The organism is Sphingopyxis sp. YF1 (assembly GCF_022701295.1).
GTDB lineage: Bacteria > Pseudomonadota > Alphaproteobacteria > Sphingomonadales > Sphingomonadaceae > Sphingopyxis.
Genome location: NZ_CP033204.1, coordinates 2,286,312 through 2,300,096 on the forward strand (window position 1 = coordinate 2,286,312; position 13,785 = coordinate 2,300,096).

Annotated in this window: 14 protein-coding genes; 4 read left to right on the plus strand and 10 right to left on the minus strand. The window is 70.3% G+C overall.

What is annotated here, in order from left to right:
* Position 1: 1 nt before the first annotated feature.
* Genes EAO27_RS11095 through EAO27_RS11140 form a run of 10 tightly spaced genes read right to left on the minus strand, consistent with a single transcriptional unit; the run spans position 2 to position 11,032 of the window.
* A complete protein-coding gene (locus EAO27_RS11095) occupies positions 2-916 on the minus strand; it encodes a class I SAM-dependent methyltransferase (RefSeq protein ID WP_242769465.1) in 915 nt (304 codons plus the stop codon).
* Positions 913-1,323 (minus strand): GtrA family protein, encoded by a 411-nt coding sequence (locus EAO27_RS11100; protein WP_242769468.1) that lies wholly within the window; start codon positions 1,321-1,323, stop codon positions 913-915. The genes EAO27_RS11095 and EAO27_RS11100 overlap by 4 nt, the downstream gene beginning before the upstream one ends.
* An 8-nt stretch (positions 1,324-1,331) precedes the next feature.
* A complete protein-coding gene (locus EAO27_RS11105) occupies positions 1,332-3,155 on the minus strand; it encodes a thiamine pyrophosphate-binding protein (protein WP_242769471.1) in 1,824 nt (607 codons plus the stop codon).
* Positions 3,152-4,165 carry an NAD-dependent epimerase/dehydratase family protein gene (locus EAO27_RS11110; RefSeq protein WP_242769473.1) on the minus strand — a complete coding sequence of 338 codons (1,014 nt, stop codon included), beginning with the start codon at positions 4,163-4,165 and terminating at the stop codon, positions 3,152-3,154. Before EAO27_RS11110 ends, EAO27_RS11105 begins: the two co-directional genes overlap by 4 nt.
* On the minus strand, positions 4,162-5,466 hold the full coding sequence (locus tag EAO27_RS11115) for a hypothetical protein (RefSeq protein ID WP_242769476.1): 1,305 nt from the start codon (positions 5,464-5,466) through the stop codon (positions 4,162-4,164). Before EAO27_RS11115 ends, EAO27_RS11110 begins: the two co-directional genes overlap by 4 nt.
* A complete protein-coding gene (locus EAO27_RS11120) occupies positions 5,463-6,446 on the minus strand; it encodes a glycosyltransferase family 2 protein (RefSeq protein ID WP_242769479.1) in 984 nt (327 codons plus the stop codon). The genes EAO27_RS11115 and EAO27_RS11120 overlap by 4 nt, the downstream gene beginning before the upstream one ends.
* Positions 6,443-7,549, minus strand: coding sequence for a capsule biosynthesis protein (locus EAO27_RS11125; protein WP_242769481.1), 1,107 nt, complete (start codon positions 7,547-7,549; stop codon positions 6,443-6,445). The genes EAO27_RS11120 and EAO27_RS11125 overlap by 4 nt, the downstream gene beginning before the upstream one ends.
* Positions 7,546-9,390: an SLBB domain-containing protein gene (locus tag EAO27_RS11130; RefSeq protein WP_242769483.1), complete on the minus strand. Its 1,845-nt coding sequence runs from the start codon at positions 9,388-9,390 to the stop codon at positions 7,546-7,548. The genes EAO27_RS11125 and EAO27_RS11130 overlap by 4 nt, the downstream gene beginning before the upstream one ends.
* The gene (locus EAO27_RS11135) at positions 9,387-10,217 is read right to left on the minus strand and encodes an inositol monophosphatase family protein (protein ID WP_242769485.1); all 831 of its coding nucleotides are present in this window, start codon (positions 10,215-10,217) and stop codon (positions 9,387-9,389) included. The genes EAO27_RS11130 and EAO27_RS11135 overlap by 4 nt, the downstream gene beginning before the upstream one ends.
* A 5-nt stretch (positions 10,218-10,222) precedes the next feature.
* Positions 10,223-11,032 (minus strand): aldolase/citrate lyase family protein, encoded by an 810-nt coding sequence (locus EAO27_RS11140; protein ID WP_242769487.1) that lies wholly within the window; start codon positions 11,030-11,032, stop codon positions 10,223-10,225.
* Positions 11,033-11,177: 145 nt separating this feature from the next.
* On the opposite strand from EAO27_RS11140, the gene EAO27_RS11145 reads away from it, so the two are divergent.
* Genes EAO27_RS11145 through EAO27_RS11160 form a run of 4 tightly spaced genes read left to right on the plus strand, consistent with a single transcriptional unit; the run spans position 11,178 to position 13,763 of the window.
* The gene (locus EAO27_RS11145; RefSeq protein ID WP_242769489.1) at positions 11,178-11,885 is read left to right on the plus strand and encodes a M23 family metallopeptidase; all 708 of its coding nucleotides are present in this window, start codon (positions 11,178-11,180) and stop codon (positions 11,883-11,885) included.
* A gap of 3 nt (positions 11,886-11,888) precedes the next feature.
* Positions 11,889-12,404 (plus strand): sigma-70 family RNA polymerase sigma factor, encoded by a 516-nt coding sequence (locus EAO27_RS11150; RefSeq protein ID WP_242769492.1) that lies wholly within the window; start codon positions 11,889-11,891, stop codon positions 12,402-12,404.
* Positions 12,405-12,456: 52 nt separating this feature from the next.
* Entirely contained in the window at positions 12,457-12,651 is a 195-nt protein-coding gene (locus EAO27_RS11155; protein ID WP_242769495.1) for a DUF4880 domain-containing protein, read from the plus strand.
* Positions 12,648-13,763: a DNA alkylation repair protein gene (locus tag EAO27_RS11160; RefSeq protein WP_242769498.1), complete on the plus strand. Its 1,116-nt coding sequence runs from the start codon at positions 12,648-12,650 to the stop codon at positions 13,761-13,763. The genes EAO27_RS11155 and EAO27_RS11160 overlap by 4 nt, the downstream gene beginning before the upstream one ends.
* Positions 13,764-13,785 lie beyond the last annotated feature (22 nt).

Genomic DNA, 13,785 nt, shown 5'->3' on the forward strand with positions numbered 1-13,785 from the left:
CTCAGTCGGCGCTGGCGAGCGTGAGCATGTTGCCGAGCCGCAACCCGACCGGCCATCGCGGCAGGGACACCCGCGCGCCGGGCCATCCCGCCGCCTGCAACGCCTGCCGCGCGAGGAAATCGACCGGAAAGACGTTGCGGCTGCGCCGGACCTCGATCGCGCCAAAACCGCTACGCTCGAGCTGGCGCCGGATCGTCCGCGGATTGTAGAGCTGCGGATGCTGGAGGCAGAAGACCGGCCAGCGGCGCCCGAGCAGGCGGCGCATCGCCGAACCTTCATTGTGCGTGACGATCATCAGCACCCCGCCCTGCCGCAGCTTCACACGCACCGCGCGCAGCATCGCCGCGGGATCGAGCAGATGGTCGAGCACGTGCACCATCGCGGCGAGGCTGACCGAGCGGTCGGGAACCGCCGACAGGTCGGTCATCCCGTCCGCGATCGTCGTCGGCACCGCCCCCGCCGCGCGCTTCAGCGCGGGATGGACTGCACGATTGGGCTCGAACAGCCAGAAATGGCGAAAACGCCCGCGCCGCGCCGCCTCGCGCACAAGATGCCCGACATCGGGTCCGATCTCCAGATAAGCGCCCCCCGCGACGACCGACGCCGCGACATCGTCGTAATAGCCGCGCTGCGTCGCCCGGACCGCGCTTTCGGGAACCGCCGCCATATTCGGCAGCATCGCCGAATAGAGGCTCGCGAGCTGCGCGGCGTCGAAGAAGGCGCGGTTGTAAAGCTGCCCGCAGCCGGTGCAGCGATGATAGGTGAAGAAACGCCGCTCGCGGTCGATCCCGTACCAATAGGCGTGGAGGTCGCGGAGCGAACAGGCCTCGGCGCGCGGCGCGCTCGCCACCTCGGCGCGCGCATCGTGCGAGCCGCAGAGCGGGCAAGCGCGGTCGCGAAGCGCCGGGCGCGTCATCCCTCGCCGCGCGCGCGAAAGGTGACGCGGCTGTGCCAGAACCAGCTGCCGATCACGAGGACGAGCGTGAAGCCGACCTGCGCGATCGCCGGGGGCACGCCACCCAGCTCGACGAGCAGCGGCAGCGCCGCCCAGTTGGCGGCGTAATTCGCGGCATAGAAGCTGGAGAAAGTTCCGAATTCGCGCAGCAGGTCGCCGCGCGTGCGGAACACACCGAGCTTGTAGGTCGCGAAGGCAAAGCAGAGGCAGACGATCTGCGCGACGCCCAGCGCGACCAGATAATGGGTGCGGAACCCCGGCACCGCCCACAGCAGCAACGGATAGAAGGCGAGCCCGAACGCGGTGTTGAGCGCCCCCGCGGCAAGGAAGCGCACCGGCGTGCCGAGCCGCAGGAAACGTCCGGTCACCGCCCCGCTCACGCTTCGTCCAGCAGCGCGATGCGCATGTTCGCCGCGAGCGTCTCGCGCGGCAGGAAGGGCGACAGATCCTCGAGCGCGGGCGAGGTGATGCGCCCGTCGGGGTGCTGCTTCGCGCCGAGCTTGGGTGCAAAGCCGACATGCTCGTCGACCATGATCTCGCACAGCGCGGGTCCGTCCGCCGCCAGCGTCGCCGCGATCGCCCCCGCCAGCCCGGCATGGTCGTCGGCGCGGGCGTAGGCGAAGCCGAAGGCCGCCGCGATCTTCGCGAAATCGGGAAAGGTCACATGGCTCTTGGGTCCGCCGCCGACCTCGACCCCGTTGAAGAAATTGCGCTGCGTCTGGAAGATCGAGACATAGCCGCTGTTGTTGATCAGCATGACCTTCACCGGCAGGTCGTAACCCGCGATCGTCTGCATCTCCTGCAGGTTCATCATGATGCTGCCGTCGCCCGCGATCGCGACGACGCGCCGCTGCCTCCCGGTCGCCGCGCAGGCGCCGATCGCCGCGGGCAGGTCGTACCCCATCGTCGCGCAGCCCGAATTGGTCCAGAGGCGCTGCCCCCGGTGCAGGTGCGCGGCCTGGAAACCGACGACGCACGCGCTGCCGTTGCCGGTCACGACGATGTCCTCGCCGCCCAGCTGCGCGAACAGTTCGTCCATCGCGACATAGGGGTGCACCAGCACGTCATGCTCGCGATATTCGGGCAGCACCGCGGGGAAGGCCGCGACGCGCGCGCGCGCCCAGCCGAGCCAGTCGCGATGCGCCGCAGTCGGCCCCGCCCACGGCGCGGCGAGCAGCGCGGGGATCAGCGCGGCAAGGTCCGCCGTCACCGGCATGTCGGGCACGACATTGGGCTTGGCGAGCTCGACGGGGTCGATATCGACCCAGATCTTGAAGGCTTCGCGCGCGAAGCTCGACCAGTTGTAGCTCACCTGCCGGATATTGAGCCGGCTCCCCAGCACGAGCAGCAGGTCGGCGCTCTGCGTCACCATATTGCCGCCGCGGTCGCCCACCGTTCCCGGCTTGCCGCAGTTGAGCGGGTGGTCGGTCCACAGCGCGTCATGCGCGTTCCATCCGGTGACGACGGGAACCCCCAGACGCTCGATCAGGTCGATGAAGGCGGCATGCGCGCCGCTCAGCCGCACCCCGCTGCCGGCGAACACCACCGGCCGCTCGGCCTTGGCGATACGCTCCAGTATCTCCGCCGCCACCGCGCCCAGATCGTCGCGCCGCCAGGGCTCGTCGAGCTCGGCGGGGTCGAAGCCGGGGAGCAGATCGCCGGGATCGATCTTCGCCGCCTGCACGTCGAGCGGAATGTCGAGCCACACCGGTCCCGGCCGCCCGTTCGTCGCCAGGTATATCGCCTTTTCAAGGTGATAAAGAATGGAGCGCGGGTCGGTCACCATCACCGCATATTTGGTGATCGGGCGCACCAGTTCCTCGATGTCGAGTTCCTGATCGCCATATTGGCGCAGCGGCAGCCCGGTCGCGCGCACCGTCGTCTCGGTCTTCACCTGCCCCGAAATCACCAGCATGCCGATCGAATCGACGAAGGCGCCATAGACGCCGGTGATCGCATTGGTGCCGCCGGGTCCCGAAGTGACGTTGACCAGCGCGAGCCGGTTGGTGAGCCGGTAATAGGCTTCGGCCGCCATCGACAGCGCCTGTTCGTGGTGCGTGAAGGTGGTCGTCAGCGCGGGATGCGTGCCGAGCGAATGGTTGAGGTGCATCGCGCCCCCGCCGGTCAGCATGAACACGTCGGTGAGTCCGCGATCGGCGAGATATTGGGCGACCCAGTCGGAGAGCTTGATCTGGCTCATATTTTCCATCCATTGAAGATTGCGGTGCGGCGGATCGCCGCATCGAGGGAGACTGTCGGCGCGACGCCGAGTTGGTCGCGGACGAGCGCGGTCGAGGGGACGTAGCGGCCGGGGTTCCACCCCGCGTCCGCGCGCCCGAGCACCTCGACACCCGGACCGCCGAGCACGGCGGCGGTGCGGCGCGCGAGATCGGCGATCGACACCGCTTCCTCGGACCCCAGGTTCCACGTCGCGCCGCGCGGCGCGCGCAGCAGCATCAGCCACAGCCACGCGGTCAGGTCGGCGGCGTAGAGATAGGAGCGCACCGCGCTGCCCGCGCTCTCGATCCGGATCGCCCGCCCCGCCATCGCGTCGCGGATGAAATTGCCCGCGGCGAAATGGATGTCGAGCGACAGCAAGGGGCCGAGCAGCGCAAAGATGCGCGACGTCACGACGTCGAGCCCGAACTGCTTGCCATAGATGGCGCAGAGCAGTTCGGCGGCGCGCTTGCCTTCGCCATAGGCCGATTTGGGATCGCGCGGATCGGGGCCGCCGGGCCACGCCTCGGCGACATGCGTGACGTCCCACGGCTGCGCGCCATAGACCGCCCCCGAACTCAAAAAGAGCATCCGCCCTGCCCCGCGCTCGACCGCCAGATCGAGCGTCTTGCGGGTGCCGGTGACGATCGTGTCGAACATCCGGCGCGGGTCATGCGCGTTGAGATGCGCGCTCGCGTCGGTCGCGGCGTGGATGATGTGCGTATATCCGCCCGGCGGCGCGACAAAGTCGCAGACATCGCCCGCAACGAATTGGAACCGCCTGGCCAGATGCGGCGCGCGCGCGGCAAAGGCATCGGGATCGCGGCTCAGGATCACGACCTCGGCATCGCAGTCCGAGACCGCCAGCGCCTCGAGCATCCAGCGCCCGATGAAGCCCGTGCCCCCGGTCATGAAGAGGCGCGCGCCGTTCAGCCGCGGCCAGTGCGGCGCAAGCTGGCGATCGATCGCGGCAAGGTCTTCGGCGAGGATCATGCCGCCGCCAGCCCCAGCGACGGGCGTGCGCTGCGGTGCGCGCGCACGACGCGCGCGAGGCTGTCGAGCGCGAGCGCCCAGACGATCAGCGCGATCAGCCCCGGCCGGAGAAAATGCCCCGCGGTCAGCCCGAAGCTCGCGGTGACCGTGCGCTCGCCGAGCCAGCTCGTCCCGGTGACGTCGAGGACGGTCGCGAGCGGCCAGTCGCCGACGAGGCAGAGCAGATAGGCTGCGGTGATGGCGGCGATCGGCCCCACGCCTCTCCAGCGCTCCATCAGCACGAGGAACAGCAGGAAAAGCTGGGTATATCCCCCCGGCGACTGCGTCACCAGATAGGCGCCGAGCAGGATCGCCGCGATGCGCTGCGCGGGCAGCGCCTTCGGCTGGAGCCAGGCCGCGGCAAGCGCCGCGAGCGCGACCAGCTGGGTCGAGCGGATCACGATCGGCACCAGAAATTCGATCGTCTCGATCAGCCGCGACGGCACGAATTGCAGCAGCGGGACATCGAGCGTGCGGAACATCAGGAGCGGGGCGTAGCTCGTCGAATAATTGACCTCGTTCCACACCTGCCCGCCCTGGAACACGACCCAGTTGGCGGTGTTCGACGCGAGTTCCATCGGCGTGCCCGACCCGACGAGCGCGAGCGTGACGAGATAGAGCGCGATCGTCGCAATCCCGGCGACCTCGAGCGTGCGCCAGTCGCGCTTCACCGCATGAGCGAACATCGGCAGCACCAGATAGGGTTTGAAGTTGATCGTCACCGCGGCGGCGAACCATCGCCACGGCTTCGACGCGGTGACCGGCCCGTGCGCGACGATGAAAAAGGCAAAGGCGACGAGGATCAGATTGCCGCGCTCGAGCGTGAACAGCATCGGCAGCCCCAGCGCGATCGCGACCGTGCGCATCGGCGCGGTGCGGCGGTCGAGACGGCGGAAACAGATCCACGCGAGCGCCACGTCGACAAGGTAGAAGGCGGTGATGGTCGAACGCGCCAGCCAGTCGCAATCGCGCGCGTAAAAGGGGGATTGCAGATAGCAGCCCGGCAGGCTGGTCGCATCGAGAAAGACGAAGGAGAGCGGCGGATAGATGCTCCGCCACACGTCGTAGATGCCGCGGTTGTTCGCCCAATAGGCGGTGTTAAACCAGTCCATGAACGTGTCGTTGGTGTCGAACACGAAGGGCTGCGACAGATAGCCGAATTCGAAGAAAAGGCGCAGCGTCCAGCCGAGGCTGGCCAGCACCGCGAGCGCGAGCGCGATCTCGGGCAGCAGCGGCCGCAGGCGGGTGCGCGCGCGCGTCACGGGCGCTGGATCAGCGTGCGCGCGGCGGGACGCCGGCGCGCGGGCGGGAAGTTGATGCGCTCCTCCTCGATCACCAGCGGCACGCCGCGGCTGCGCTCGGCGAGCATGCGGACCTGCTCGCCGATCAGCCCGAGGAAGAGCAGCAACACCGCAAAGAGCGCGGCGCCGAGCGCAAGGCCGAGCAGCGCCCAGACCGGCCCCTCCAGCGCCAGCGCGGCGATACCGCCGACCAGCAGCACGAAGGCCAGCGCCATCGTGCAGCCCGACAGCAGCAGCGGCAGGCGCAGCAGCGACTTCGCCGATCCCGCGAGCCCCGACAGCGCAAAGGAGGCGAGCGCGGCAAAATCATTCTTGCTCTCGCCCGCCGCGCGCTGCGGCCGGTCGAACGGCACGAGCGCGAGGCGGAAACCGCTCTCGACGACCATGCCGCGAAAAAAGGGTTCGGGCTCGTTCCACGCCGCCAGCGTGTCGATCACCGCGCGGTCGAACAGCCCGAACCCCGTCGCCCCGGGGATCACCGGATAGTCGCCGAAGCGGCGCAGAAAGGCATAGCCCAGATGCCGCGCCGCGCGGAGCGGCAGCGCCGCCCGCTCGGACCGGCGCTGGCCGAGTACGACCTGTGCGCCGCCGCGCCACTGCGCGACGAAATCGCCGATCATATCGGGGGGGTCCTGGAAATCGGCGCACATCCCGATCACCGCGCGCCCCTCGGCCTGATAGAGGCCATAGGTCGGCGAGCGCATCTGGCCGTAGTTGCGGTTGTTGAAGATCACGCGAACGCGCGCATCGACGCGGCACAACTCGCGCATGATCGCTCGCGTGCCGTCGGTCGAACCATTGTCGATCAGGATGATCTCGTGGCTCGCCGCGTGGCGCACCGCCTCGGCGGTCACCGCCGCGACGATCGCCGCGACATTCTCTGCCTCGTTGAAGCAGGGAATGACGATCGACAGTTCGGGGCGCCCCTCCTCCGCGGTCATGGCGCGCCGTCCGTCCCCCGGCTCCGGAACAGGCGGACGCCGGTCGCGGGCGCATAGATTTCGGTGAACAGCGCGCCGAGGACGACGAGCGCGAGCAAGGCGACCGCGGCGATATTATATTTGCGGTCGGCGTCGACCCGCGGCGCTTCCAGCACCTGCACGCTCGACGCCGTCTCGCCCGCGAGCGTCTCGACCGCGACCTCTTCGGACGAACGCGCATAAACCTCGTACAGCGCCTGCGCGAAGCGATAGTCGCGATAGAGGTCAAGATATTCGCCCGACACCTCGCTCAGCCCCGCGACATTCGGGCCCGCCGCGCCGGACGCGGGGGTCGCGCTGCGCGCGATCTGGGCGCGGAGCGAGGCGACCTCGGACTGCACCGCCATCAGCTGCGGATTCTCGGGTCCCTGGAATTTCTGCAGCGTCGTGAGTTCGACCTGCTTCGCCTGCAATCGCGCCTCGAGCCCCGCGCGTACCGACAGCGCCGAGCCGAGTTCGGCCTGCGGTTCGGCGAGCCGGTTGCGGCGGCGGAAGTCGTTCAGCGCGCTCTCGGTCCCGGCGACGCGGTCGGCGGCTTCCTTGAAACGCTGCATCACCACGGCGCGCTTGCGTTCGACGCGGTCCTTGCCCAGCGCGACGATGCGGTCGCTGATCGCCTCGACATAGGCCGCGGTCAGCGCCGCGGCCTCCTTCGCGTCGTGCGTGCGCACCTCGATCTCGATCATGCCGCCGGTCAGCGAGTGGATGTCGGCCTTGCGCGCCAGCGCGATGCGCGCCTTTTCGGGCGACGCATAGCCCCCCTCGCCGACCAGCTTCAGCCGCTTGATCACCGCCGCGGTGACCTCGTCGCTGCGGCTCACCGCCAGATACATGTCGATCTGCTGCTTCGCGCCGCCGAACAGCGCGGCAAAGCCCTGGAGCTGGCCGCCGAGCGCGTTCATCATCGAACCGAGTCCGATGCTGTTGCTGTCCTGCGGCAGGATCTTGGCGCGCGCGACATAGGGCTGCGGAAAGACCGTCAGCAGCGCGAGGACCAGCGCGGCGAGCGCATAGGCGCGGCGGCGCAGCCGCGGGTCGGCGATCCAGGCGGTCACGCGGGTCATTCGACCAGCGCCTTCACCGACGCCGCGCCGACCAGCCCGCCGAACAGGCTGCCCGTGATGTCGCGCAGCCGCGCCCAGAACTCGCCGCGGTTGGCGTCGATCGGGACATAGACGAGGTCGCCGGGCAGCGCGGGCGCGCGCAGCGTGCGCTTGCCCTCGGCCACCACCGTGCCGTTGGCACGCACCACGAACACCTCGCTCTTGTCGCCGATCTTCTGGAAACCGCCCGCCGATTCGACGAAATCGCCGACGGTCGCGCCGGGGCGATAGGCGAAGGAGGCGGGGCTCGGCACCGCACCGAACACGCCGACCGTCACCGGGCGCGACGGCACATGGATATTGTCGTTATTCTCGAGGATCAGGTCGCCGGGCAGCGCCGCGGCATCGACCGGCAGATCGAAAACGAGCCGCCCGTCGGGCTCGCGGCGGCGGAGCTGCTCGACGATCGACTTGATCAGCGCGACATTGCCCGGCTGGACGAGCTGCGCGCGGTTGACCGACGTCACCGGCTGGCTCGACAGGAGCAGTTCGACATCGTCGATCGCGCGGTCGTAGCTCAGCCTCTGCTGGTGCTTGACGCTCTCGCGTTTGATCACGCTGGCATAGGGAAAAGCCTCGGTGGTCAGCCCGCCCGCCTGCGCGACGACGTCGGCCATGCGCGTGCCCGGCTGGACATAATAATGGCCGGGGCGCGCGACCTCGCCGCTGACCGTGACGAGCACCGGCTGCTGGCGCAGCGGCCGCGCGATGCCGATGTTCGACAGGATGCGGATCACGTCGCCGCGCCGCGCCTTTTGCGTGCCCGCGTCGGCGGCCGAAACCTCGCGCCAGCCCGCGGCGTCGGGGCTGAGCGCGTTGAGCAGCATCAGCCGGCTGTCGTCGGCGACGGTGTTGACCCCGCCGGCATAGAGAATCGCGTCGGTCAGCACTTCCTGCGGCGCGAGCTCGAAGATCGCCTCGCGGTTGGCGCTGCCGATCACCGCGACCTCGGCGCCCGCGGGCGCGATATAGATGACGTCGCCGTTCTGGAGCGCCGCATCGCCGCGCTTGTCGCCCTTGAGCAGCAGGTCGTAGAGGTCGAAATCCGAGACGAGCTGCCCGCCGCGGCGGAGCTGGATCGACCGGAAGCTGCCGCCCGCCGCGGGACCGCCCGCCGCGAGCACCGCGTTGACCAGCGTCGACAGGCTGTTCACCGTATAGGAACCCGGGCGCGCCGCGAAGCCGGTGACATAGACCGTCAGGCCCTGCAGCCGCGCGACCCCGACCTCGAGGTGGAAACCGCGATACTGACGCGACACCTCGCGCTCGATCACCCCGTGCAGGTCGCCGTAGCGCACCCCGCCGACGCGCACCGCACCGACGCGCGGCACGAAGATCCGCCCTTCGCTGTCGACGACGAGGCGCAGCCCCGACGCCTGCACCGATCCGGTGAGCCCGAGCAGCAATTCGTCGCCGGGGCCCAGGCGATAGTCCGGAGGAATGGCCGTGGTCGGCGGTGCGGTGAAATCGCGCGCGCCGGGGACGAGCAGTTCGGCCCCGAAGCGGCGCAGCGGCTTGCCCGCGACCGCCGACACCCACGTCTCGAACTCGTTGGGCGGCGGCGGGGCCTTTGCCGCAACCGCTCCCCCCGGCTCGCCCGGACGCACGGGATCGTCCGCCGCGATCACCGCGGGTTCGACCGTCCCGATCTCGACCGGCGGCACCGCGATCTGTTCGGTCGCCATCCCGCCCCCCGCGCCGGTGCCGCCCACCGGCGGCGCGAGCTGCGCCGACAGCGGCGCCGCAAGGCTCAGCGCCAGCACCAGCGAACCCGCTGCCAGCGGTCTAGACCCGATCATCATGCGATGCCTTCTTCGTTCGCGGCGGTCTCGGCGAGCACGCCGAGCAACAGCTCGGCGGCGACGCGCCACAGGTCGGGGGTCGCCGCGGCGAGCATGCCCTGCCCCGCGCCGCCGACGCGCCACGGCGTGCCGTCCCAATGCGTCGCCCTGCCCCCGGCCTCGGTCAGGAACAGCGCGCCCGCGGCATGGTCCCACGGCAGGATGCGCTGGAACAGCGCGATATCGTCGTGCCCGAGCACAAGGCGCGGATAGCTTTCGGCGGCGCAGCGCGGCACCGGCTGCACCGCCAGCGCGCCCTCGGCCGCCGCCTCGACGCGCGCGCGCCGTTCGGCGGTCATGAAATGCGTGCCCAGCGCCGCTCGCGGCGGGGTGCGCAGCGCCGCACGCGCGCGCACCGGCTGGCCGTCGCAGCTCGCGCCCCCGCCGCGTTCGGCGTGGCACATCCGTCCGCTCAGCGGGTCGAGCATCCAGCCCGCAACCGGTTCGCCGTCCTCGACCAGCGCGACCATCAGCCCGAAGGGCGCGCGCCCTTCGGCAAAATTGGCAGTGCCGTCGAGCGGGTCGATCAGCCAGACGCGCCCGTCGCCGATGCCGTCGAGCAGGCGCGGGTCCTGCCCCGCCGCCTCCTCGCCGACGATGCGCGCGCCGGGATCCAGCGCGGCCAGCCCCGCGTGCAGCCGCGCCTCGGCGTCGCGGTCGGCGATCGTCACGATCTCGCCCGGCGTCTTTTCGTCGATCTCGCCGGGCGCGAGTTGGCGAAAGCGCGGCATCACCGCGCTGGCCGCGACGTCGCGCATCAGCATCGAAACCCGGTCGCGCAGGTCCATCGGCGTCAGGCGGCGACGCTGGCGAGGTGCGCGCGCTTGCCCGCCGCGCTGCGCTCTTCCATCATGCGGATGCGCGGCAGATCCTCCGCGGCGATCGCGCCATAATAGTCGCGCTTGTTCTGGAGCCACGCCAGCTCGAACGCGACCGCATTGGCGACCCCGGCCTCGAAGCCCGGGCCCTCGACCGCGGCGCCGTCGAACACGACCTTGCGCGTTTCGAAACGGTCGAGCCGCACCGCGCGCACCTCGCGCAGCGCCGCGGCGGCCTCGACCGCCACCGAACCGCCGACGACAAGCTCGAGATCATGGTCGGCACAGGCGTGCGCGACGCGCAGCACCGCATCGGTGATCGACCGGTCGTTGATCGCGCCGCGCGCCATGCCGCGCGACAGGGTGAAATCGACGCGGCCAAAGACGATGCCGTCGATCCCCGCGGCAAGCGGCAGCATCGCATCGAGATTCTGCAGCGCCGTTTCGGTTTCGAGGTTGAACAGCAGCCGCGTGTCGCCGCGCTCGGCGCCGTAGAGCTTCTGCCCCGCATCGACGAATTTGGAGAGCGCATAGGGCGTCTCGACCATCGGCGCGATGATATAGTCGGCGCCATAGAGCTTCGACGCATGAAGGTCCGACACCGCTTCGCAGCCGCCGATCTTGAGCGCGAGCTTGAGGTCGGCGCGCCACGCCAGTTCGAGCAGGCGGAGCAGTTCGTCGGGGCGCGTGCCCTCGGCTTCGAACTCGGCCTTCACGGCAACCACGCCATGGTGGTCGCGCCCCTTCTTGAGCATGTCGAGCATGCGCTTTTCGGTGGAATTCATCTTCCGTCTCCCTTCGGTGCAAAGGCTGGTGACACGATGGAAGACGAAGGGACGCGGCCGGTTCCGCAACGATTTGGGCAGAAAAATATTTCCGCTGGCCGATCAAGGGTGGCTGCACGCCGTTCCGTCATTACAGGAAATGCCTGTGCCCCCGGCTCTTCGCCTGCTCCTCCTCCTGTCGCTTCCCGGCGTCGCCGGAAGCGCGGCCGCTGCCGAGCAGGCGGCGCTCCCCGCGGGCGACAGCACCGCCTTTCGCGAGCGGATGACCGAGTGGCAGGCGCCCCCGCTCGAACCCGCTCCCGCCACGGCCGCCCCCGATCCGCAGGCCGGTCCCGCGATACTGCCCCGCCGCTCGTCGGGTTACGGCCTGCGCACCGACCCCATCCACGGCCGACGCCGCATGCACATGGGACTCGACATTCCGGGCGGCGCGGGCACCCCGATCCTTGCGTCGGCGGGCGGTACGATCGCCTTTGCCGGCACCGCGGGCAGCTATGGCCGGATGGTCGAGATCGACCATGGCGGCGGGCTCACCACGCGCTACGCGCACCTCGCGCGGCTGCTCGTCAGCCGCGGCGACGCGGTCGCCCGGCAACAACCGATCGCGCTGATGGGCTCGACCGGCCGCTCGACGGGCACCCACCTGCATTTCGAAGTCCGTGTCGACGGCCGCGCCACCGACCCGCTCGGCTGGTTCGGCGGTGCGTCCGCCCCCGCCGCGCCGCGCCGGGTCGCCGTGCAGGTGCCGTCCGCCCCCCATGTCTCACAATTCGCCGGCCGCCGCGCATCCCCCGCGCCGGCGGGCGCGGACGCCCTCAACGCGGCCCTCCCCAGCGGCGAAGCGGTGCGCTGAGCGATGGCGGCGAGCGACACCGCGGCGAAACTCCGGCAGCTGCTTCTCGGCGAGCGACCGCGGCTGGTGCGGTTCCTCGCCGCGCGCGGCGCGGGCGACCAGGCCGAGGACCTGTTCCACGACCTGTGGCAAAAGCTCGGCGCGCTCACCGACCGCCCCGTCGGCGAGCCGCTGTCCTATCTGTTCCGCGCCGCCGAAAATCTGATGCGCGACACGCGGCGCGCGGCACTCAGCCGCGACCGACGCCAGACCGACTGGCACGCGCTGGCCGACGCCCCCGGCGATCAGCCGGGCGGCGAACGCGCGCTGATCGCGCGCGAACAGATTGCCGCGGTCGAAACCGCGCTCGCCACGCTCGGCCCCCGCGTCGATGCAATTTTCCGGCGCTACCGGCTTGACGGCGTCGGTCAGGCCGATATCGCGGCGGAATGGGGGATCAGCCTGAGTTCGGTCGAAAAGGATCTGCAAAAGGCGTATCGGACGCTCGCCGATCTGAAGACGCGTTTCGATGCGGAATAGCGGTCCCGGCTTCGTCATGGGATAAAATCCCGTCGAGACAGGGAAGTGGCGAATGCCGACGCATCCATCCGATCTGAAAGAGGTCGCCCGCGACTGGGCGATCCGCGTCGGCGACCCCGCGTTCGACGACTGGGACGCGCTGACGCGCTGGCTCGAAGCCGATCCCGCGCATCTCGCCGCCTATGAGGCCGCGGTCCACTCCGCCGACTGGGCGGCCGACGCGCTGCGCGCGCCAAAGGCGCCGTGACCGCCGCGGGCGCATCGCCGCTCCTCAAGGATCTGCTCGGCCCCGCGGCGCTGGCAACCATCGCCGACGCCGGCACCGCCGCCTCGCCGCGCTTCGACCGGGCCGCCTTTCTCGCGGCGGCGTCGGACGGGCTCGAACCGCTCTCGATCATGGAACGCGTGCGCCACATCGCCGACGCGCTCGTCCCCGCGCTGCCGCAGGATTACCCGTCCGCGCTCGACCTGCTCCGCGCGATGGCCCCGCGGCTGACGCACGGCTTCCAGGCGGTCGCGATCACCGAATATGTCGCGCGCCGGGGGACGGCGGACATCGACGCCTCGCTGGCGGCGCTCGCCGATCTTACCCGTTTCGGCACCGCCGAATTCGCGATCCGGCCCTTTCTGGCGCAGGACGGCACGCGCACGCTCGGCGCCATGCAGCGCTGGACAAAAAGCGGCGACGAGCATGTCCGCCGCCTCGCGAGCGAGGGTTGCCGCCCGCGCCTGCCGTGGGCGGCGCGCGTCCCCGCGCTCAAGGCGGACCCGACGCTCGGCGCGCCGATCCTCGAAGCGCTCAAGGCCGACCCCGCGGCCTATGTCCGCAAGTCGGTCGCCAACCACCTCAACGACATCGCCAGGGAACGCCCCGACTGGCTGCTCGACCGGCTCGCGGGCTGGTCGCAGGACGCGCCGGCGACGCGCTGGATCGTCCGCCACGCGCTGCGCACGCTGATCAAGGCGGGCGAGCCGCGCGCGCTGGCGCTGATCGGCGTCGGCCACGGCGCCGATATCGCGGTCCGGCGCTTTGCGGTCGAACCGGCGGTGCTGCGCCTCGGCGCACCGATCCGGCTCGACGCCGACCTCGTCTCGACCGCGCCCGCGGCGCAGGCGCTGGTCGTCGACTATCGCATCCACTACGCCCGCCCGGGCGGCCGGACCGCGGCCAAGGTCTTCAAATGGAAAGGCCTCGACCTTCCCGCCGGAGCCGCAGCATCGCTGTCGATCCGCCAGACGATCCGCGATTTCAGCACCCGGCGGCACCACCCGGGGCGTCACGCGATCGAACTGATCGTCAACGGCCGGACGATGGCCGAAGCCGCCTTCACGCTGCGGATCGACGAAGGCGACGCCTGACGCCGGCCTGTCCGGAAAAGCT

Coding starts and splice junctions, on each gene's coding strand:
- EAO27_RS11095 (WP_242769465.1), bottom strand. CDS start 916: ATGACGCGCCCGGCGCTTCGCGACCGCGCTTGCCCGCTCTGCGGCTCG.
- EAO27_RS11105 (WP_242769471.1), bottom strand. CDS start 3,155: ATGAGCCAGATCAAGCTCTCCGACTGGGTCGCCCAATATCTCGCCGAT.
- EAO27_RS11110 (WP_242769473.1), bottom strand. CDS start 4,165: ATGATCCTCGCCGAAGACCTTGCCGCGATCGATCGCCAGCTTGCGCCG.
- EAO27_RS11120 (WP_242769479.1), bottom strand. CDS start 6,446: ATGACCGCGGAGGAGGGGCGCCCCGAACTGTCGATCGTCATTCCCTGC.
- EAO27_RS11125 (WP_242769481.1), bottom strand. CDS start 7,549: ATGACCCGCGTGACCGCCTGGATCGCCGACCCGCGGCTGCGCCGCCGC.
- EAO27_RS11130 (WP_242769483.1), bottom strand. CDS start 9,390: ATGATGATCGGGTCTAGACCGCTGGCAGCGGGTTCGCTGGTGCTGGCG.
- EAO27_RS11135 (WP_242769485.1), bottom strand. CDS start 10,217: ATGGACCTGCGCGACCGGGTTTCGATGCTGATGCGCGACGTCGCGGCC.
- EAO27_RS11140 (WP_242769487.1), bottom strand. CDS start 11,032: ATGAATTCCACCGAAAAGCGCATGCTCGACATGCTCAAGAAGGGGCGC.
- EAO27_RS11150 (WP_242769492.1), top strand. CDS start 11,889: ATGGCGGCGAGCGACACCGCGGCGAAACTCCGGCAGCTGCTTCTCGGC.
- EAO27_RS11155 (WP_242769495.1), top strand. CDS start 12,457: ATGCCGACGCATCCATCCGATCTGAAAGAGGTCGCCCGCGACTGGGCG.